Here is an 18,965-nt window from a genome sequence, read left to right as displayed (position 1 = left end):
GGTTTCAGGGACCACATAACTCCCGTTACCCCCGCCCCCAGGGGGGGCACGCGCGCCCCACCCGGCCCGGGGCGGGCCGCTGTGTAATGGGGGTGGCGCATACCCCCTTTCGGCGCGCGCTTGCCCGCGAAGGCTATGTGTCAGGCGATAGAGATATACCGGCAATCCCGGCCACATCGCGGGCAAGCGCGCTCCTAAACTTTCGGATTTGACGCGATTCTTTGCGTTGCACTCGGATAGGTTGGAGCGAGGCTTGCCCGCGAAGCCAAGACCCCGCGGTGTCAGCTACAACGCAGACTCAGCTTCGCGGGCAAGCCTCGCTCCAACGGCGTCCTGCCTCAGTCAAACCCGGCCACCAACGATCCCGTTCTCGGCAAAAACCGGCCCTGCCGCTCGCCTTGCGGCTGGCCGTCGGCGTAGCTCAGATGGCCGTTGACCCACACGCCATCAATCCCTTCGGCGGCGCGTTGCGGGTCCTTGAAATCGGCGACGTCGCGCACGGTCTCGGGGTTGAACAACACCAGGTCCGCCCAGTAGCCCTCGCGAATGAGCCCGCGCTCGTGCAGGCCGAAACGGCTGGCAGTCAGCCCGGTCATCTTGTGCACGGCGGTGTGCAGCGCGAACAGACCCAGGTCTCGGCTGAAATGCCCCAGCACCCGGGGGAACGCGCCCCACAAGCGCGGGTGGGGGAACGGGTCTTCGGGCAAGCCGTCGGAACCGATCATCGACAGCGGATGCTTCAGAATATTCTGTACGTCGTTTTCATCCATGCCGTAGTACACCGCCCCGGCCGGTTGCAGGGCGCGTGCGGCGTCGGTCAGGGAAACGCCCCAGTCGGCGGCAATGTCTTTCAGGTCGCGGCCGCCCTGGTCAGGGTGCGGCGTCGACCAGGTGATGGTGATGCGGAACGCGTCGGTCACCTGTTTCAAATCCAGGGTCGAGGAGCTGGCCGCGTAGGGGTAGCAGTCACAGCCAACGGGGTGGTCCAGCGCGGCCTTTTCCAGGGACGCCAACAGCTGCGGGCTGCGGCCCCAATTGCCGGCGCCGGCGCATTTGAGGTGGGAAATCACCACCGGCGATTTGGCGTGTCGTCCGATGGCGAACGCCTCGTCCATGGCCTCCAGCACCGGTTCGAATTCGCTGCGCAAATGCGTGGTGTACACCGCGCCGAACGCGGTCAGTTCTTCGGCCAGTTGCTTGACCTCATCGGTCTCGGCACTGAACGCCGACGCGTACGCCAGCCCGGTGGACAGCCCCAATGCGCCGGCTTCCAGGCTGTCGCGCAGCTGTTGGCGCATGGCGCTGATTTCTTCGGGCCGGGCGGTGCGAAAAAGATCGTCCAGGTGATTGCTGCGCAGCGCCGTGTGGCCGATCAAGGCCGCGACGTTCACCGCGGGCCGCGCCGTGTCCACCGCAGCGGCGTAATCGCTGAAACGCGGGTAGGCAAACGCCGTGGCCGGGCCCAGCAGGTTCATCGGGTCCGGCGGCTCGCCGGTCAGCGTCACCGGTGAGGCGCTGATCCCGCAATTGCCGACGATCACCGTGGTCACGCCCTGGGTGATCTTGGGCAGCATTTCGGGCTTGCGAATCACCACCGTGTCGTCGTGGGTGTGGACGTCGATGAAACCGGGGGCCAACACGCGGCCGGCGGCGTTGATTTCTTCTGTCGCGGTCACGCCGTCGAGGTTGCCGATGCGCTGGATGCGCCCGTCGCGAATCGCCACGTCGGCGCGAAAGGCCGGAATGTCGCTGCCGTCGATCACCTGCGCGTCGCGAATGATCAGGTCATAAAGCATGGTTCAGTCTCCGAGGGGCAGGCCGTCGTCGCCGCCGCGATAGTCATCCAGGGCCAGCTTGATCCGGCGCAGGCGTTCCTGATTCTCTTCAGGGGCGGCCAGCGCCAGTTCGGTGGCGAGCACGTCGAGGGTCAGCAGCATGCCGTAGCGCGCCGCCGTGGGTTTGTAGATGAAATTGGTTTCGGCAATCTGCAGCGGCAAGACCACATCGGCCAGTCGGGCCAGGGGTGAGTCGGGCAGGGTGATGGCGAGGAGTTTCGCGCCGTAACTGCGGGCCAGTCTGACGGCCTCCAGCAGTTCCGGCGTGCGGCCGCTGAGGGAGCAGGCGAGGATGGCGTGCTCCGGGCCCAGCGTGGCGGCGATCAGGCGCATCATCACCGGGTCGCGGCAGGCCGCAATCGGGTAGCCCAGGCGCACCAGCCGGGTCTGCAGTTCCTCGCTGCACAGGCTGGAGCAACCGCCCATGCCGAAGGCGTGAAGCATCTTCGCCGGGGTCAGCAGGCCCACGGCGGCGGCGAAGCGAGATTCTTCAAAACCGGCCAGCTGCTGGCGCAGGGTCGATTCGATGTCGCCGACGATCTGCGCAAAAAATGCTGACTGCTCGGGCGCCTGCTCCGGGGTGAGAAACCGGCTGCCGACGCCGCTGGCCTGGGCCAGTTGCAGGCGCAGGTCGCGCAGGTCGCGGCAGCCGATGCTGCGGGCGAAACGCGACAGGGTGGCGCTGCTCACCTCGGCCTGTTCCGCCAGATCATCCAGGCTGGCGCTGGCGGCAAAGGCCACGTCACTGAGGATCAGCCTGGCAATCCGCCCTTCGCCGGCGCTGAACGACCCTTGTCGCGCACGGATCTGGTAAAGAATGTCCACTCAGAGCACCTGCGCCAGGCCGAGGGTCAGGGCGAAAGCGATGACAGAGATCAGGGTTTCCAGCACCGTCCAGGTCTTGAAGGTCTGGGCCACGGTCATGTTGAAGTACTCCTTGATCAGCCAGAAGCCGCCGTCGTTGACGTGGGAAAAGATCACCGAACCTGCGCCGGTGGCCAGCACCAGCAACTCCGGGTGCGGATAACCCAGGCCGAGCGCCACCGGTGCCACGATCCCCGACGAGGTGGTCATCGCCACCGTGGCCGACCCGGTGGCGACCCTCATCAATGCGGCGAACAACCAGCCCATGAGCAGCGGCGACAGGTGAAAATCCTGGGCCAGGCTGACGATCTCGTTGGTGACGCCGCTGTCCACCAGAATCTTGTTCAGACCGCCGCCGGCTCCCACCAACAGCGTGATGCTGGCCGTGGGCGCCAGGCATTCCTGGGTGAACCTGAGGATTGAGTCCCGGTTGAAGCCCTGGGCGATACCCAGTGTCCAGAAGCTTAGCAACGTGGCCAGCAGCAGGGCGATCACCGAATTACCGATGAACAGCAGGAAGCTGTTGAACCCGCTGCCCGGCGTGCTGATGAGGTTGGCCCAGCCGCCCAGCAGCATCAACGCCACCGGCAGCAGAATCGTGGCCATGGTCAGGCCGAAGCTGGGCAGCTTTTCGCGGGGCTCGCGGTCGAGAAATTGCTTGGCCAGCGGGTTGTCTTCGGCCAGATGGATGCGCGGGACGATGAATTTAGCGTAGATCGGCCCGGCGATGATCGCGGTTGGGATGCCAATGAGGATGGCGTAAAACAGGGTTTGCCCCACCGAGGCGCCGTAGGCCTGTACCGCCAGCATCGCGGCAGGGTGCGGCGGCACCAGGGCGTGGACCACTGACAGACCGGCAACCATGGGCAGGCCCACCATCAGGATCGACACCCCGACCCGGCGCGCGACGGTGAAGGCGATCGGCACCAGCAGCACAAAGCCCACTTCGAAGAACAGCGGCAGGCCCACCACAAACGCGATGCAGACCATGGCCCAGTGCGCGTTGCGCTCGCCGAAGCGGTTGATCATGGTGCGCGCTACCTGCTCGGCGCCGCCGGATTCGGCCATCATCTTGCCGAGCATGGTGCCCAGCGCCACCACCAGGGCAATGTGCCCCAGGGTCTTGCCGACCCCCGCCTCGTAAGACGCGACGATGCCGGTGGCGGGCATGCCGGCCACCAGCGCCAGGCCGATGGACACCAGGGTGATGACGACAAACGGATTGAGGCGGTAGCGGGCGATCAACACGATCAAGGCGATGATCGCGACAGCAGCGTAGACCAGCAGTGACAGACCAGAGGAGGGCGGCATTGTTGTTGTCCCTGTTTTCGTGGAAGGAAATTAACTTACACGAAACAGAGTAAATATGACTAATTATGAAAATTAATTTCGTCTGTTGGAGCGAGACTTGCCCGCGAAGCTAAGACCTCGGTGGGTCAGGCACACCGCGTGTTCAACTTCGCGGGCAAGCCTCGCTCCAACAGGTTCTGCCCGCGACTGGAAATGTCGCGGGACTCTGTAGGAGCTGACGACCAGCTGGAGGCTCCGGGGTCGCGCTCGACCGATGCGGTGGGTCAGGCACACCGCGTGTTCAGCTTCGCGGGCAAGCCTCGCTCCAACAGGTTCTGCTGCGCCGACGAGTTTCGTCGACTACCGCCCGCTGAACCGCTCGCGATACGCCTGGGGGGTGACGGACACGGCGCGCAGGAAGCTGCGGCGCAGGGTTTCTTCGGTGCCGAAACCACACCGGTCGGCGATCCGTTTGATCGGCAGGGCGCTGTCACCCAGCAATCGCCGCGCCGCTTCCACCCGCAGTTGCTCGATGGCCCGCGCCGGGGTGTTGCCGGTCTGGGCGCGGTAGTGGCGCACGAAGCTGCGTTCGCTCATGCCCACCTGAGCGGCGAGGGTGGACACCGACAAATCACTGGCCAGGTTGTCCAGCATCCAGGCGTGCAGGTCGGCGAAGCGACTGTCTTCGGTGCGCGTGGCCTGCTGCATCGACAGCGCGGTGCTGAATTGCGACTGCCCGCCGGGCCGCTTGAGGAACACCACCAAATCTTGCGCCACCGCCAGCGCAATGCTACGGCCCAGATCCGCTTCCACCAGCGCCAGCGCCAGATCGATGCCGGCGGTGACACCGGCCGACGTCCACAGGGCGCCTTCGTTGATGAAGATCGGCTCCGCATCCACTTGCACCCGAGGGAATCGCTGGGCCAATAGCGCGCAGCTGTCCCAGTGCGTGGCGACGCGGTGTCCATCGAGCACGCCCGCCTGCGCCAGCATGAACGCACCGGTGCACACCGACGCCACGCGCCGGGCCGACGCCGCGTGTTCACGCACCCAGTGCACCAAGTGCTCATCCTGCAACGCTGTGTGTACGCCCCAGCCGCCGGCGATGATCAGCGTGTCGGACGGGGTCGTCGGCAGGGGAAAAGTCTGCAGCCCCAGCCCGGCCGATGACAGCACGCTGCCCGGCTGGCTGGCGATCACGCTCGGTGCATAAGGCGCGGGCTGGCCCCGCTCAATGGCTTGCACGTTGGCCGAAGCGAACACCTGCAATGGGCCGGCGACATCCAGCAGCTGCACATCAGGGAAGGCAAGGACATGAACGGCTTTTGGCGCATCGGGCATGGGCGGACCTGACAATCAGTGATTGGCGTGAAAGGTGGGGAATCTGGCGTATCCGCCAAAGCGTATCTGGCTAATCTTGGTTCGTCCACCCAACGCTCACGTTGTAGGAGCGCGCTTGCCCGCGATGACGATGGGTCAGGCGCTAGAGATGCGCTGGATGTACCGGCCTCATCGCGGGCAAGCGCGCTCCTACACATCACCTCGACCTGACCAAGGAATACTCCCATGACCCTGCACATCGGCATTCTGCTGTTTCCCAAGGTTCAGCAACTGGACCTGACCGGTCCTTACGACGTCTTCGCCACGCTGCCCGGCGTCACCGTGCATCTGCTGTGGAAAGAGCTGGAACCTGTGACCTCCAGCACCGGGCTGTTGATGATGCCTACCCGTACATTTCGCGGTTGTCCGCCGCTGGACGTGATCTGCGTCCCCGGCGGCGTCGGCGTCGATGCGCTGATGGAAGACCCGGAAACCCTGGCCTTCATCCAGCAGCAAGCCGCGACCGCCAGCTACGTGACCTCGGTCTGCACCGGCGCGCTGGTGTTGGGCGCCGCCGGTTTATTGAAAGGCCGCCGCGCGACCACCCACTGGGCGTCCCATGAATTGCTGGCGCAATTTGGCGCGATCCCGGTGCATGAGCGTGTGGTGCGTGACGGCAAACTGATGACCGGTGGCGGCGTGACGGCGGGCATCGACTTCGCCCTGACCCTGATCAGTGAGCTGTTGGGTGAGGAAAAAGCCCAGCTGGTGCAGTTGCAGCTGGAATATGCACCGGCGCCGCCCTTCGATTCCGGCCGTCCGGACACCGCGTCGCCCCAGGTGCTGGCGCTCGCCGAAGAACGGGCGGCGCCGGGTTTGATGGTGCGTCGGGAGATTGTTCAGCGGGTGATTGCGGGCAAGGTGGTACAGAACGCCGCGGGTTGACATGTGATTCCTGTGGGAGCGGACCTGTCCGCGAATGCGGTGATCCTGACGATGAAGATTTGTCGGATGTAAGGGCCTCTTCGCGGACAGGTCCGCTCCCACGGGAGATGCGCGAGGCCTCAGGTTTCAGTTACAGCACGGCTTTAGCGTGAAGATGCGCCCGCTTGGCCACCGCATACCCGTTGGAGCGAGGCTTGCCCGCGACTGGCGCGCCTAAACCGCTTCCTTCTTGATCTCATACCAGCACAAGAACACGTCCAGCGCCGATTCCAATACGGACGTCTGTTTCTCGGGCGTCAGCAGCGGCTCGTTCAGTGTGACCTGGGGCCAGAAGGCGAACGTCTTGAGCAGGGCGTGCAGCTGATGGGCGGCAAAGGCCGGTTCCACACCCTTCACGCGACCGTCGTGCTGGGCGGCGCGAATCCATATCGTGAACGATTCTTCCCGCTGATTGAGCCGGTTGACCCAGGTCTGCGCGCGATCCGGCGAGTGAATGGTCGCGCCAATGGCCACCCGCGCCAGGTCGATAAAATTGCTGTCACTCAACGTTTTCATCTTGGCCTTGAGCATGTCCCGCAGTTGATCGCGCAAGGCAACGTCGGGGCGGTAAGAGGCGTCCGGCTGATTGCTCGCGTTAGTCCAAAGGCGCTGGAGGATTTCGGCGAACAGCTCTTCCTTGCTGGGGAAATGGTTGTAGACCGTGCGCTTGGACACCTCGGCCCGCGCGGCGATACGGTCCATGCTGGTGACTTCGAAACCGTGATCGCGGAACTCGGCAATGGCTGCCAGTACTATGGATTCACGTTTTCGGTCGGTCAGGCGCAAGGGAGCGGTCATCGGATTCACTTCAGGAAAATTACACTCGGCAGTTTACTTGTCCTTGCGCTTGATGCAAGCTAGAAACTACACTGTGTAGTGTAAAAGCCGGTTACAACTTCTGGCTTACGTCTCGCCGTCGTATGCAACATCCTGCAAAGCGTTCGCCCCTTGCACACCCTCCACCGTTCCATTGGAGTCAGCACCCATGGCCATGCCCGAAAACCGAAACGACGCCACTTCGTTGCCTGTCCTGTCCCGGCACGAGGGTCGTTACAGCAATCACAAACCAATGAACCGCCTGGGCTTTCTCAAAACCCTGCGCATTTTCTGGAACTCGGTGGTCAACAAGCCGGCGCACACCCGACCGGCCGGCGACATCCCGGTGGTGCCACTGTCACGTCAGCAACTGCTGGCAGCGCCCAACAACACGGTTTACCGCCTGGGGCACTCCACGGTTCTGCTGAAAATGCGCAACCAGTATTTCCTCACCGATCCGGTCTTCGCCGAGCGCGCGTCCCCGGTGCAATGGGCCGGACCCCAGCGCTTCCACCAGCCGCCCATCAGCCTCAACGACTTGCCGCCGCTCAAGGCGGTGATTCTGTCCCACAACCACTACGACCACCTGGACCACATGACCATCCAGGTGCTCAAGGACAAGACCGAGCACTTCATCACGCCGATGGGGGTGGGCGACACCCTGATCGAGTGGGGCGTGCCGGCCGCGAAAGTGCAGCAGCTGGATTGGTGGCAATCCACTGAAGTCCACGGCATCCGCTTTGTGGCCACACCGGCCCAGCACTTTTCCGGCCGCACTCTGCGCGATGGCAACCAGACGCTGTGGGCCTCGTGGGTGATCCTCAACGATCAGCAGCGGATTTTCTTCAGCGGCGACACCGGCTATCACAGTGGTTTCAAACTGATTGGCGAGCAGTACGGCCCGTTCGACCTGACGCTGATGGAAACCGGTGCCTACAACGTCGACTGGCCGGACGTGCACATGCAGCCCGAGGAAACCCTTCAGGCGCACCTGGACCTGCGGGGCAAATGGCTGCTGCCGATTCATAACGGCACTTTCGACTTGGCGATGCACGCCTGGCACGAACCCTTCGACCGGATTCTGGCCCTCGCCTGGGAGCGCAGTGTGTCGATCACCACGCCACAAATGGGCCAGCCGTTCTACGTGGATTACCCCAACCGTGGCGAGGCGTGGTGGACGACGGTGGAAAGCGTCCCGAATGACGGGCCCGGGGAACCGGCTACTCGTGGTTTGCAGGGTTGCTCTCGTCGTCGGGATCCTTCGGCGAACGCGGTCTCGGGTGCTCGCCCTGTTCGTTGAGCTGCTTGTGTTTCTCGCCCACATTGCCGGCGTTTTCCGGTTTGTGATCAAGGTCTTCGCGTTTCGATTCCTGGGTCATGCACATGTCCTCGGGTTGAAAGGGTACGGCGCAGCGCTTCAGCGTTTCATCGCTTCGATCAACCTCAGCGCTTCGTCCCTGTACAGCGGTTGTTTCATGCGTTCGGCCAGCATGGCCATTTCCCGCCCACGCTCGCAGGCCACCACGGCCACGACGCTGCCCTGGTGGCAGAGCAGGGCGAGAAAGTCGAAGGTCTCGGGCTCGCCCAAATACACGATTTGATCCCACTGGTCGGCGTGGCCCAGGTAGTCCAGGCGCTTGCCGAAGTGGAAGGTCCAGAAAAACGGCACGTCCAGATAACGCTCGTCGCCGCCCAGCATGTTGCTGGCGGCGATGCGCGCCTGTTGCTGGGCCAGGCGCCAGTGCTCGATGCGCAGCGGCTGGTCACCCAGCGGGAAGGTGGCGATGTCGCCGGCTGCCCACAGGTCGTGGGAGACCCGCATGCCGCCGTCGACCTTGATCGAGCCGTCCTTTTCCAGCGCCACGCCGTCGATAAACTGGGTTGCCGGATCAACGCCGATGCCGACCAGCGCCAGGTCAACCGCCATCCGTTCGCCGTTGCTCAATACTGCGGTTTCAAGCGCCGTACCCGACTCGTCACTTTCAAAATGACTGACCTCGACGTGAGTGCGGAACAGCACGCCATTGGCCTCGTGCAACGCCCGGATCGCCCGACCGATGCGCTCACCGAATTGCGCGGCGAAGGGCACTTCGTGGCGCGCCAGTACGGTCACTGCGATGTTGTTCTTGCGCAGGGCCGAGGCCGCTTCCAGCCCGATGAAGCTGTCACCGACGATCAAGGCGTGGGCGCCTGGCGGGGTCGCGGCCAGGATGGCAGCGGCATCATCACGCTGGCGCAGGGTCATGACCTGAGGGAGTTCCGCGCCAATCAACGGCAGGTCCCGGGGCTCGCCGCCGGTGGTCACCAGTGCGGCGTCGTAATCGAAACGACGGCCGTCGGCGATGATCACGCGCTTGTTCACCGCATCCAGTTTCATCACCTCGCCCCACACCCGTTCGATGCGCTGCCGGGCATAGAAACTGTCGTCGCGCAGGGGTGGAATCTCGTCGGGGGACATGTCGGTGGCGAGCACAAATTTGCTCAGGGCGGTGCGGTCGTAGCCGGGCTCGCGCTCGCGGTCGATGAGCAGCAACCGCCCGTTGAAACCCTTTTCCCGCAGCGCGCTGGCCGCCGCAGTGCCGGCCGCGCCCGCGCCGATAATCACAAAGCAGCGCTCATCGGGTTCGAGGGTGAGGGTGGGCGGCGGCAGCGGTTGATCGTCGACGTGCACCTGCCCGTCGATCAACTGCGTGGGGTAACGGATCAGGGCGTCCATCGCGGGCGGCTCGCACAAGCTGCCGTCATTCACCGCGAATTCGGCCTTGTGCCAAGGGCAGATCAAATGGCCGTTGCACACCGCGCCGTCGGCCAGTGGCGCACCAGCATGGGGGCACTCAGCCTGGTAGGCATAAACGTCAGCGCCCGCCCGCAGGAGCAGGATTTTCTTCTCGCCGATTTCGATCTGGACGCCTCGATCCTCACGAAGATCAGTCAGTTCAGCGACTCGGTGCAAAGGCATGGATTTTATCCTTATTGGCTTTCTGTTGTGAGTCAGGGGCCGATGAGGAGGTTCAGTGAGATTGATGAACCGTGGAAGGGAGCTTGCTCGCGATGAGGCCGGTAAATCCGAACCTCTCTTCCGGACCTGAATAGGCCAGTCGAGTGCAGCACCTGTGGGAGCGGACCTGTCCGCGAAGGCCAGTCATCAGGCGCAAAAGATGCTTCGTATGTACCGCCCTCTTCGCGGACAGGTCCGCTCCCACAGGTGCTGCGCTCGGGTCTGTTTGGAATCAGCGCACCAACCCCAACCGCTCATGCCAGTCGGCAATCGATTCTTCCGGGTAGTGCTCGAACTGCTGGTCATTCGGCCCGGCCTGGACTTCGACCCACGAGGCCTTGGAATCCAGCAGCAAATGCGTGTGTTCCGGCGGGGTGGGCAGGGGCGTGTCGATGGCCGAGGCGAAGGGATGGATCAGGTCCGGCCACTCGGGGCTGAACAGCCACAGCGCACTGCCGCAGTGTTTGCAGAAATGCCGTTCGGCGCTGCTGATATGCACCGGCTGATCGCCGTCACGCATTTTCGCGTGGTAGATGGAAATGCTGGCTTTGCCCTTGACCTTCAGGCTCTTGGCGTCGCCGCCCAGATTGATCGCGTAACCGCCACCGCCCTGGGTCTTGCGACAGATCGAGCAGTAGCACCGTTGATAAGGGTAGGGGTGAGCGCTGTTGAGGCTGAATTCCACCTCGCCGCAATGGCATGAACCTTCCAGATGCATGGGCGTGTCTCCTCTGTGGTCGCAAAAATCGTTTTCACAGCGTCTAGACCGCAGACAGGGACGATGTGCGCAGTTTTTGTGACGTCGATCTCAAACGCCCGTTCGCAATTATCATTTTCCGCCGGCTCAAGAAGCGCTCGGGCGCGTCGATAGCCACTACGTCGTCAGACGACTTTTCGACCCTACCGCCTCCAACAATATCGAGCTTCGCCATGAACCTACGCAACTTGACCATCGCCCGCCGCGCCGGACTGGGCTTCACCTTGATTGCCCTGCTGGTGGCACTGCTTGGCTGGTTTGCCCTGGCGCAAATGTCGACGATCCGCCAGAGCGAGATTGCCGTGGAAGGCAACTGGCTGCCAAGCATGCGGGTCGTGAACGACATCCGTGAAGCCATGCTGCGCATCCGCACCATTTCCCTGCGCGTGGCGCTGGACACCGACCCCAAGAACGTCAGCGTGTACAAGGGCCAGATGGACGCGCGGTCCAAGGTGCTGGGCGAAAAACTCGCGACCCTCGACACCTTTGTGGACACCCCTGAAGAGCGCGGCATGTACGACAAGTTTCGCGCGACCCTGGCTGACTATCAGGCGGGCCTGACGCAATCCTTCGTTTTGGCGGAGAAGGGCGACCTGCCGGCGCTCAACAAGCTGTTGCTGGTGGACATGAAAACCGCGGTGGACAACTCCGGCGCGCAACTGGGCGAGCTGGCCGATTACTACGCTCGTCAGGTTGAAAGCGAAGGCCAGGCGGCCGAGGCGCAGTACGGCAAGTCGCGCAACGTGGTACTGATCTTCGTCGTGATCGCCGCGCTGGCCACCGTGGTCCTGGCGTTGTGGCTGACCCGCAGCATCGTTCGCCCGCTGGGAGACGCCGTGACCGCCGCCGAGCACGTGGCCAAAGGCGACCTGACTCAGGTCATCCGCATCGAAGGCCGGGACGAAGTGACCCGTTTGCTGCGGGCACTGGAACTGATGCAAAGCAACTTGCGCAGCACATTGGGCCTGATCGGCAATTCGGCCACGCAACTGGCGTCGGCCGCCACCGAGCTGAACGCGGTGACTGAAGACAGCCATCGCGGTCTGCATCAGCAGAACACCGAAATCGAGCAGGCCGCGACCGCGGTCAACCAAATGACATCGGCGGTGGAAGAGGTGGCACGCAACGCGGTGTCCACGTCCGAAGCCTCCAGCCAGTCCAATACTGCTGCCCAGGAAGGCCAGGCGCGGGTGATCGACACCGTTCGCTCGATCCAGACCCTGTCGGGCAACGTCCAGGACACCTCGGTGCTGGTGCAGAAACTGGCCGACCAGTCCCAGGACATCGGCAAAGTGCTGGACGTGATCCGCTCCATCGCCGAACAGACCAACCTGCTGGCCCTCAACGCCGCCATCGAGGCCGCGCGTGCGGGCGAGTCGGGCCGTGGTTTTGCGGTAGTGGCGGACGAAGTGCGGGCCCTGGCCCATCGCACCCAGCAATCGACGCTGGAAATCGACAAGATGGTCACCTCCATGCGCAGCGGTTCCAGCGACGCGCTGACCTCGATGCTGACCAGCCGCTCCCGGGCCACCGAGACCCTGGAACTGGCGCAAGGCGCGGGCGAGTCGCTGACGCAAATCACGGCGTCGATCAATCAGATTTCCGAACGCAACCTGGTCATCGCCAGCGCTGCTGAAGAACAGGCCCACGTGGCGCGCGAAGTGGACCGCAACATCGTCAACATCCGCGACCTGTCGCTGCAATCCTCGTCCGGCGCCAACCAGATCAGCGCCTCCAGCCACGAACTGTCACGCCTGGCCGCCGAGCTCAACCAAGTGGTCGCCCGCTTCCGCGTTTGATTGATCAGGTCGGAGGGAGCTTGCTCGCGATTCGGTCTTCGGCACCCCTGGATGTTAAGGATGTACCGGCCCATCGCGAGCAAGCTCCCTCCCACGGATCTGTGTCTGGACGGGATTTGACGGGCGCCTCGGTTGTTGTAGGAGCGCGCTTGCCCGCGATGGCTTTCGTGCATTCACTGCATCTCTGTCACCTGGCTTCAGTCTTCGCGGGCAAGCGCGCTCCTACAGTCCGGGGGTGTACTCAGCTTTTGCGGGCTACCCAGCACCTGCCGTTCAGCCTTCACTTGCCTGCACCCATCCTCCGCTTGCATGATTCCCCCCGACTAATAATTCCGGGCGGGACGAACCTGCCGATCAGATAGGTGAGCGTGAATGGATCATGTCAATCGAGGGTTCAGCAGCTGGCTGGGTGCGCCAGGTCATCGGGACTGGCTGTCACGGGAAGGGAGTCGGCTGCTGGCGTTTGCCAAAGCCGCGCAAATGCCTCAGGGCTTCGGCAATCTTGATGACCACGGACGGCTGCCTGCCGATGCCGTCGCCGAAACCATGAACACCGCCCGCATGACCCACAGTTTTGCCATGGCCCACATCAACGGGCTGCCCGGATTCGGCGCTCTGGTCGATCACGGCATCGCCGCCCTGGCCGGACCGTTGCGCGATGCCGAGCACGGCGGCTGGTTCGCCAGACCCCTGGAACACAGCACCGACACCGGCAAGGCCGCGTACCTGCACGCGTTCGTCGCCCTGGCCGCCAGTTCTGCCGTGGTTGCCCGGCGCCCTGGCGCTCAAGCGTTGCTGGAGCAGGCCATTCATACCATCACCCAGCACTTCTGGAGCGAAGACGAAGGCGCCATGCGCGAATCCTTCGCCCGCGACTGGAGTGACGAAGAAGCCTATCGCGGTGCCAACAGCAACATGCACAGCACCGAAGCGTTTCTGGCCCTGGCCGACGTGACCGGCAACGCGCAATGGCTGGACCGTGCCCTGCACATCGTCGAACGGGTGATTCATCAGCACGCGGCCGGCAACCAGCATCAGGTCATCGAACACTTCGACACCCAGTGGCAACCGCTGCGCGAGTACAACCACGACAAGCCCGACGACGCCTTCCGCCCCTACGGCACCACCCCGGGCCATGCGTTTGAGTGGTCGCGCCTGATGCTGCACCTTGAAGCCGCCCGGCAGAAAGCGCAATTGCCGAACCCGTCCTGGCTGCTGGCGGACGCGCGGGGGCTGTTCGAAAACGCTTGCCGTTATGGCTGGGACGTCGATGGTGCGCCGGGCATCGTCTACACCCTGGACTGGGAAAACCGCCCGGTGGTGCGCCATCGCCTGCACTGGACCCACGCCGAAGCGGCCGCAGCGGCCGGCGCCTTGCTCCAGCGCACCGGCGAGGAACAGTACGAAACCTGGTACCGCCTGTTCTGGGATTTCAGCGACACCCATTTCATCGACCGCGAACACGGCAGCTGGCGCCATGAACTGAACCCGGCCAACCAGCCCAGCGCCGACATCTGGCCCGGCAAACCCGATCTTTACCACGCCTACCAAGCGACGCTGTTGCCGATGTTGCCCTTGGCGCAAAGCCTGGCGACGGCGCTGGCAAGGTTAGTCTGATGACATCGCGGCGCTCGAAACGTCGCCGCGTCCCCCGTGCAAGGTCAAACGACGGGGTTTAGCCCCAGCGCCAACACTTGCCGACACTCCAGCACCAGGCTGGCCCCGCCGGAGGGGCTGACGCCGATGTGCAGTTTGAAGCCGTGCAGGTTGACGATGGCGGCGACGATGGACAGGCCCAGGCCGAAACCGCTTTGCTGGTTGCCGCTGTCGCTGCGGTAGAAGCGCTTGAACACCGCCTCGCGTTCCGCTGCAGGAATGCCGGGGCCGGTGTCCTGGACTTCGATGAAGGTGGCGTCGCCGTCGGCGCGGGCGATCAGGCTGACCTTGCCCCCGGCCGGGGTGAACTTGATCGAGTTGCTCAGCAGGTTCGACAGCGCTTCGAACAGCAACGCCCGGTCCCCCACCAGCGGCGGCAGGTCCTGGGCAATCGTCAGTTCCAGCGACACACGGCCTTCCTCGGCCAGGGGCAGGTAAAAATCGTGCAGCTCCTGCAACAGCGGGCGTGGGTCCAGCCGATCAAACGCCGAACGGCGTTGATGGTCTTCCAGCTCGGAAATCCGCAGCAACCCACGAAAGCGCGCCATCAGGGTGTCGGCGTCGGCGATGACCTGAACCATTTGCTCGCCCAGTGGTGAGTCTTCCGGGGACTGCTGCTGAATCCGGTACAACTGCGCCCGCAGGCGGGTCAACGGGGTGCGCAGGTCGTGGGCAATGTTGTCGCACACGCCTTTGACCTCGTTCATCAACCGCTCAATGCGGTCGAGCATGGCGTTGACGATGTCCGCCAGCATGTCCAGTTCGTCGCGTCGGTCAGACACCGGCAGGCGACGGGCCAGATCGCCGGTGACGATGGCTTCGGCGCTGGCCTGGATCCCGCGGATACGCTGCAACGGGCGCCGACGCAGCAAGTGCCAGCCGGCGATCCCCGGCAGGATGGTCAGCGAAATACCCCACAGCAGCGCCCGCAGAATCAGCGTGGTGACGGCGAACAGCGAACCGTTGTCACGCACCAGCACCAGCCAGCGGTCGTCGAGGGTGTGGATGGCCACGGCGTCGCAGCTGGCGCGCGGCAGGTCCGGGTCGTCGGAATCGATGCAGGTGTCCAGCTCCGAGATCTGCCCGTTGAGCGGCAGGCCGGTGGGGATCGCGTGGATGGGGCCGCTGATGGGCGTAAGGTCTTTGTCGAACAGGCCGTAGGCGTCCACCGAGCGCATGTCGAACTTGTCGCTGTTGGCCAGCGCGTCGTCCAGTTGCTCGCCTTCAAAACGCGAGAACAACTGCTGGCGCTGCATCAGCGAGTGGCGGGCGAGGGTGTTGAGGTAACTGGTGACTTCCCAGTACAGCACCCCCATCAGGATGCTGCTCCAGGCCACGAACAAGAAACTGTAGAGCGCCAGCAACCGGCTGCTGGAAGAACGCCAGCCCTTAGACGGGTTCGGCAATGACATATCCTGAGCCTCGAACGGTTCGAATCAGGGGCGTCAGGGTAGGGGGATCGATTTTCTTGCGCAAGCGACCAATGTGCACGTCGATGAGGTTGGTGCCGGGGTCGAAGTGATAGCCCCAGACTTCCTCGAAAATCATCATGCGGGTGATGATCTGGCCATTGTTGCGCATCATGAATTCCAGCAGCTTGTATTCGGTGGGCAGCAGGTTCAGCGGCTGACCGGCGCGACTGGCTTCACGGGAGATCAGGTTCAGCTCAAGGTCCGCGACCCGGAGCATGGTTTCAGCCTGGGTGCCGGGGTTGCTGCGGCGCAGCAGCACCTCCACCCGCGCGGCCATTTCGTCGGAAGCAAAGGGCTTGGACAGGTAATCATCGCCGCCGGCACGCAGTCCGCGGACGCGCTCATCGACGTCCGACAGGGCGCTGATCATCAGGATAGGCGTCGAAATCCCCAATGCGCGCATGGTGGTGACGATGGCCAGACCGTCGACTTCCGGCAGCATGCGGTCCAGGGTAATCAGGTCGTAATCGCCGCTGACGGCGCGCACCAGACCTTCACGGCCGTTATCGACCCAGTCTACCTGCAAGCCGTGGCTGCTTAATTCGGCCACGATTTCCTTCGCCGTTACGGCATCGTCTTCGATCGTCAGAATTCGGGTCATGGGTTTGCCTGAAGCAATAGCGACTGGAAGCGGTAGTTTGCCTACAAATGCGAAGGATATTTCTGAAAAAAAATTTAGGAAGGAATTGGCGGGTGGTTGATGCCCTGTAGGAGCCAACTTGTTGGCGAAGGGTATTGGCGTGGAAACAGTGCCGACGCTTCGCGAATAAATTCGCTCCTACAGGGACATTCGGCGTTATGGCTGCCGTACCTGTTGCTCTTCTTCTGCACGTTTTTTATCGGGCCCTCGTTTTTCTTCCTTGGGCTTATCCGCCTCGCTTCTGATCTGCGCATGGCTGATCAGCGCAAAGATAAAGCTGCCGCCGATGATGTTGCCCGCCAGGGTCGGACCGGCAAACACCAGCCAGAAATCCTTCCACGGCAATTCGCCGGCAAACACCAGATACGACACTTCCGCCGAGCCGACGACAATGTGGGTGAAGTCCCCCAGTGCCATCAGGTAGGTAATCATCACGATGATCGCCACTTTGGCCGCTTCCATCGAGGCGATCATCCACACCATGGTGGCGATCATCCAGCCTGAAATAATGCCCTTGGCGAACATGGTGCCGACTTCGTTCTCCATGACCTTGCGACCGATTTCCAGAAACGCGTGGTCGGTCTTGGTATCGAAGATCGGCAAATGCAGCATCACGTACGCCACCAGCAAGGTGCCGCACAGGTTGCCCACCAGCACCACGCCCCACAGCCGGAACAGGCGGGCGATGTTGCTCAGGGTGAATTTGCTCATGACCGGCAACACCGCCGTGATGGTGTTTTCGGTGAACAGTTGCTGACGCGCCAGGATCACCGCCAGGAAGCCTGCGCAGTAACCGAAGCTGGAAATGACCTTGAAGCCTTCGGCATCGGGCAGCCTGGAATTGAGCAGCCCCATGGCCATCAGCGACAGGCCCATGGTCAGGCCGGCCGCCAGCGCCGACCACCAGAGCGCCGACACGCTGCGCTCAAGCTCGTGGTCACCCTGGGCACGAATGGTTTCGTGCAGGACCGCCGCCCGGGGCGGCTGGTTTTCGTCGATTTCCTGTTCTTCCTTGGCGGTGAGGCCCGGGGTTTTGCCGTCTTCTTCCTGGTTTTCCATGGGTGTTCCTGGGTGCGTTGATCATATGGAGACGGCATGGCGTATTGAATGCTGCGCCGGACTGTTGCTTGAGACACAATCTGTCATCCGTCGTTCGCCGTTGAACGATGTCGTTTTGCCGCACCCCGGGAGAGTATGTGTGACCCTTCAGATTCGAAATGCGAGCCGAGCCGATGCCGAGGTGATTCTGGGCTTCATCACTGAGCTGGCGATTTATGAAAAAGCCGAGCACGAGGTGCTGGCGGGCGTTGCGGACATAGAGCGCAGCCTGTTCGACGACCCCGACTCACCGGCCAGGGCGTTGATCTGCCTGCTGGACGACGAACCGATCGGCTTTGCCGTGTACTTCTTCAGTTATTCCACCTGGCTGGGGCGCAAAGGGCTTTATCTGGAGGATTTGTACGTGGCGCAGCAACATCGCGGTGTCGGCGGCGGCAAGGCGCTGCTTCGGCATCTGGCGAACATCGCGGTGGATACCGGCTGCGGGCGTTTCGAGTGGAGCGTGCTGGACTGGAACCAGCCGGCCATTGATTTCTACCAATCCATCGGCGCCGAACCCCAGGCGGAGTGGGTGCGGTATCGGTTGGCGGATCAGAGCCTGACTGATTTTGCGGCGGGTAAACGCTGAGGCTGCCCTGCACCTGTAGGAGCGCGCTTGCCCGCGATAGCGTTGTGTCAGGCGATGAAGATGTTGGGTCTACCTCCGCCATCGCGGGCAAGCGCGCTCCTACAAAAGATCGCGTTCAACCCGTGATTTGAGTGCTTTGCATCCGCCCAACCCCCGCTTCCAGCATCTGCTGCCAGGCCTTGTCCAGCGAGCCACCCAGATCAATCGCCCGGCATGCGTCTTCGATCACCCAGGTGTTGAAACCCGCCGTGCGCGCATCCAGCGCCGACCAGGCCACGCAGAAGTCCAGCGCCAGGCCGACCACGAACACGCTGTCGATGCCGCGCTCTTTCAAGTAACCGGCCAGCCCGGTGTGGGTGGTGCGGTCGCCCTCGACGAACGCCGAGTAACTGTCGATCCCGAGGTTGCAGCCCTTGCGCAGCACCAGTTGCGCGTGGGGCAGGTGCAGGTCGGCGTGCAGGCCGGCGCCGCGAGTGGCCTGCACGCAATGGTCTGGCCACAGGGTCTGCGCGCCATAGGGCAGGGTGATGCTGTCAAACGGCGCGCGCCCGGCGTGGGTCGAGGCAAAGGAAATGTGCCCGGCCGGGTGCCAGTCCTGGGTAATCACCACGTTGTGGAACTGCGCGCCGAGGCGATTGATCAACGGCACTATTGCATCGCCATCGGCCACTGCCAGCGCGCCGCCGGGCAGGAAGTCGTACTGCATGTCGATGACCAGCAAGGCGCAGCGCGGGTCGGAGGGGGATGGGGGTGGGGAGGCGGTCATCATCGTTGGGTCCTTGATGAGGGCTGGATTACTGATCGTTCCCACGCTCCGCGTGGGAATGGACGCTCCGGACGCTCCGCG

At 63.3% G+C, this 18,965-nt stretch carries 16 protein-coding genes; 5 read left to right on the top strand and 11 right to left on the bottom strand.

Annotated elements, in window-relative coordinates; translation table 11 throughout:
• Positions 1 to 338: 338 nt before the first annotated feature.
• The 4 genes from ABQX22_RS23575 to ABQX22_RS23560 form a co-directional block, all read right to left on the bottom strand.
• Entirely contained in the window at positions 339 to 1,796 is a 1,458-nt protein-coding gene (locus tag ABQX22_RS23575) for an N-acyl-D-amino-acid deacylase family protein (protein ID WP_349802290.1), read from the bottom strand.
• A gap of 3 nt (positions 1,797 to 1,799) precedes the next feature.
• The gene (locus tag ABQX22_RS23570) at positions 1,800 to 2,660 is read right to left on the bottom strand and encodes a MurR/RpiR family transcriptional regulator (RefSeq protein WP_349802289.1); all 861 of its coding nucleotides are present in this window, start codon (positions 2,658 to 2,660) and stop codon (positions 1,800 to 1,802) included.
• Positions 2,661 to 4,010: a GntP family permease gene (locus tag ABQX22_RS23565; protein ID WP_349802288.1), complete on the bottom strand. Its 1,350-nt coding sequence runs from the start codon at positions 4,008 to 4,010 to the stop codon at positions 2,661 to 2,663.
• Between the two features lie 339 nt (positions 4,011 to 4,349).
• Positions 4,350 to 5,330 carry a GlxA family transcriptional regulator gene (locus ABQX22_RS23560; RefSeq protein ID WP_349802287.1) on the bottom strand — a complete coding sequence of 327 codons (981 nt, stop codon included), beginning with the start codon at positions 5,328 to 5,330 and terminating at the stop codon, positions 4,350 to 4,352.
• A 225-nt stretch (positions 5,331 to 5,555) separates the two neighbouring features.
• Between ABQX22_RS23560 and ABQX22_RS23555 the strand changes: the two genes are divergently transcribed.
• The gene (locus ABQX22_RS23555; protein WP_349802286.1) at positions 5,556 to 6,254 is read left to right on the top strand and encodes a DJ-1/PfpI family protein; all 699 of its coding nucleotides are present in this window, start codon (positions 5,556 to 5,558) and stop codon (positions 6,252 to 6,254) included.
• 213 nt (positions 6,255 to 6,467) lie between these two features.
• Here ABQX22_RS23555 and ABQX22_RS23550 read toward each other — a convergent pair whose 3' ends face one another.
• Positions 6,468 to 7,091: a TetR/AcrR family transcriptional regulator gene (locus ABQX22_RS23550; RefSeq protein WP_349802285.1), complete on the bottom strand. Its 624-nt coding sequence runs from the start codon at positions 7,089 to 7,091 to the stop codon at positions 6,468 to 6,470.
• Positions 7,092 to 7,278: 187 nt separating this feature from the next.
• Here ABQX22_RS23550 and ABQX22_RS23545 point away from each other — a divergent pair, with 187 nt between their 5' ends.
• Positions 7,279 to 8,409 carry an MBL fold metallo-hydrolase gene (locus ABQX22_RS23545; RefSeq protein WP_349802284.1) on the top strand — a complete coding sequence of 377 codons (1,131 nt, stop codon included), beginning with the start codon at positions 7,279 to 7,281 and terminating at the stop codon, positions 8,407 to 8,409.
• 117 nt (positions 8,410 to 8,526) lie between these two features.
• Here ABQX22_RS23545 and ABQX22_RS23540 read toward each other — a convergent pair whose 3' ends face one another.
• Both ABQX22_RS23540 and ABQX22_RS23535 read right to left on the bottom strand, forming a co-directional pair.
• Complete coding sequence (locus tag ABQX22_RS23540) at positions 8,527 to 10,068, bottom strand: FAD-dependent oxidoreductase (protein WP_349802283.1); 1,542 nt, start codon at positions 10,066 to 10,068, stop codon at positions 8,527 to 8,529.
• A 271-nt stretch (positions 10,069 to 10,339) separates the two neighbouring features.
• Positions 10,340 to 10,825, bottom strand: a complete 486-nt coding sequence (locus ABQX22_RS23535) for a GFA family protein (protein WP_349802282.1) — start codon at positions 10,823 to 10,825, stop codon at positions 10,340 to 10,342.
• A 212-nt stretch (positions 10,826 to 11,037) separates the two neighbouring features.
• On the opposite strand from ABQX22_RS23535, the gene ABQX22_RS23530 reads away from it, so the two are divergent.
• Both ABQX22_RS23530 and ABQX22_RS23525 read left to right on the top strand, forming a co-directional pair.
• Positions 11,038 to 12,663, top strand: a complete 1,626-nt coding sequence (locus tag ABQX22_RS23530; protein WP_349802281.1) for a methyl-accepting chemotaxis protein — start codon at positions 11,038 to 11,040, stop codon at positions 12,661 to 12,663.
• Positions 12,664 to 13,035: 372 nt separating this feature from the next.
• Positions 13,036 to 14,280 carry a D-mannose isomerase gene (locus ABQX22_RS23525; RefSeq protein WP_349802280.1) on the top strand — a complete coding sequence of 415 codons (1,245 nt, stop codon included), beginning with the start codon at positions 13,036 to 13,038 and terminating at the stop codon, positions 14,278 to 14,280.
• Between the two features lie 44 nt (positions 14,281 to 14,324).
• On the opposite strand, the gene ABQX22_RS23520 is transcribed toward ABQX22_RS23525, so the two are convergent.
• From ABQX22_RS23520 to ABQX22_RS23510, 3 genes are all read right to left on the bottom strand, one after another.
• On the bottom strand, positions 14,325 to 15,731 hold the full coding sequence (locus tag ABQX22_RS23520) for a sensor histidine kinase (protein ID WP_441005321.1): 1,407 nt from the start codon (positions 15,729 to 15,731) through the stop codon (positions 14,325 to 14,327).
• Complete coding sequence (locus ABQX22_RS23515; protein ID WP_349802278.1) at positions 15,709 to 16,392, bottom strand: response regulator transcription factor; 684 nt, start codon at positions 16,390 to 16,392, stop codon at positions 15,709 to 15,711. The genes ABQX22_RS23520 and ABQX22_RS23515 overlap by 23 nt, the downstream gene beginning before the upstream one ends.
• Positions 16,393 to 16,587: 195 nt before the next feature.
• Positions 16,588 to 17,490, bottom strand: coding sequence for a formate/nitrite transporter family protein (locus ABQX22_RS23510; protein WP_349802277.1), 903 nt, complete (start codon positions 17,488 to 17,490; stop codon positions 16,588 to 16,590).
• A 139-nt stretch (positions 17,491 to 17,629) separates the two neighbouring features.
• On the opposite strand from ABQX22_RS23510, the gene ABQX22_RS23505 reads away from it, so the two are divergent.
• A complete protein-coding gene (locus ABQX22_RS23505) occupies positions 17,630 to 18,118 on the top strand; it encodes a GNAT family N-acetyltransferase (protein WP_349802276.1) in 489 nt (162 codons plus the stop codon).
• 115 nt (positions 18,119 to 18,233) lie between these two features.
• Here the strand turns inward: ABQX22_RS23505 and pncA are convergent, their stop codons facing one another.
• A complete protein-coding gene (gene pncA / locus ABQX22_RS23500) occupies positions 18,234 to 18,887 on the bottom strand; it encodes a bifunctional nicotinamidase/pyrazinamidase (RefSeq protein WP_349802275.1) in 654 nt (217 codons plus the stop codon).
• Between the last annotated feature and the right edge of the window lie 78 nt (positions 18,888 to 18,965).

The sequence above is a fragment of the Xanthomonas sp. WHRI 1810A genome, from assembly GCF_040202885.1.
Taxonomy (GTDB): domain Bacteria; phylum Pseudomonadota; class Gammaproteobacteria; order Pseudomonadales; family Pseudomonadaceae; genus Aquipseudomonas.
Note: the sequence above shows the minus strand (reverse complement) of the source record. Positions and strands in the feature narration are given on the sequence as shown.

Bases quoted from the DNA above. Each gene is read 5' to 3' on its own strand.
- ABQX22_RS23575 (WP_349802290.1), bottom strand. From the start codon at position 1,796: ATGCTTTATGACCTGATCATTCGCGACGCGCAGGTGATCGACGGCAGC.
- ABQX22_RS23565 (WP_349802288.1), bottom strand. From the start codon at position 4,010: ATGCCGCCCTCCTCTGGTCTGTCACTGCTGGTCTACGCTGCTGTCGCG.
- ABQX22_RS23560 (WP_349802287.1), bottom strand. From the start codon at position 5,330: ATGCCCGATGCGCCAAAAGCCGTTCATGTCCTTGCCTTCCCTGATGTG.
- ABQX22_RS23555 (WP_349802286.1), top strand. From the start codon at position 5,556: ATGACCCTGCACATCGGCATTCTGCTGTTTCCCAAGGTTCAGCAACTG.
- ABQX22_RS23550 (WP_349802285.1), bottom strand. From the start codon at position 7,091: ATGACCGCTCCCTTGCGCCTGACCGACCGAAAACGTGAATCCATAGTA.
- ABQX22_RS23545 (WP_349802284.1), top strand. From the start codon at position 7,279: ATGGCCATGCCCGAAAACCGAAACGACGCCACTTCGTTGCCTGTCCTG.
- ABQX22_RS23540 (WP_349802283.1), bottom strand. From the start codon at position 10,068: ATGCCTTTGCACCGAGTCGCTGAACTGACTGATCTTCGTGAGGATCGA.
- ABQX22_RS23535 (WP_349802282.1), bottom strand. From the start codon at position 10,825: ATGCATCTGGAAGGTTCATGCCATTGCGGCGAGGTGGAATTCAGCCTC.
- ABQX22_RS23530 (WP_349802281.1), top strand. From the start codon at position 11,038: ATGAACCTACGCAACTTGACCATCGCCCGCCGCGCCGGACTGGGCTTC.
- ABQX22_RS23525 (WP_349802280.1), top strand. From the start codon at position 13,036: ATGGATCATGTCAATCGAGGGTTCAGCAGCTGGCTGGGTGCGCCAGGT.
- ABQX22_RS23520 (WP_441005321.1), bottom strand. From the start codon at position 15,731: ATGTCATTGCCGAACCCGTCTAAGGGCTGGCGTTCTTCCAGCAGCCGG.
- ABQX22_RS23515 (WP_349802278.1), bottom strand. From the start codon at position 16,392: ATGACCCGAATTCTGACGATCGAAGACGATGCCGTAACGGCGAAGGAA.
- ABQX22_RS23510 (WP_349802277.1), bottom strand. From the start codon at position 17,490: ATGGAAAACCAGGAAGAAGACGGCAAAACCCCGGGCCTCACCGCCAAG.
- pncA (WP_349802275.1), bottom strand. From the start codon at position 18,887: ATGATGACCGCCTCCCCACCCCCATCCCCCTCCGACCCGCGCTGCGCC.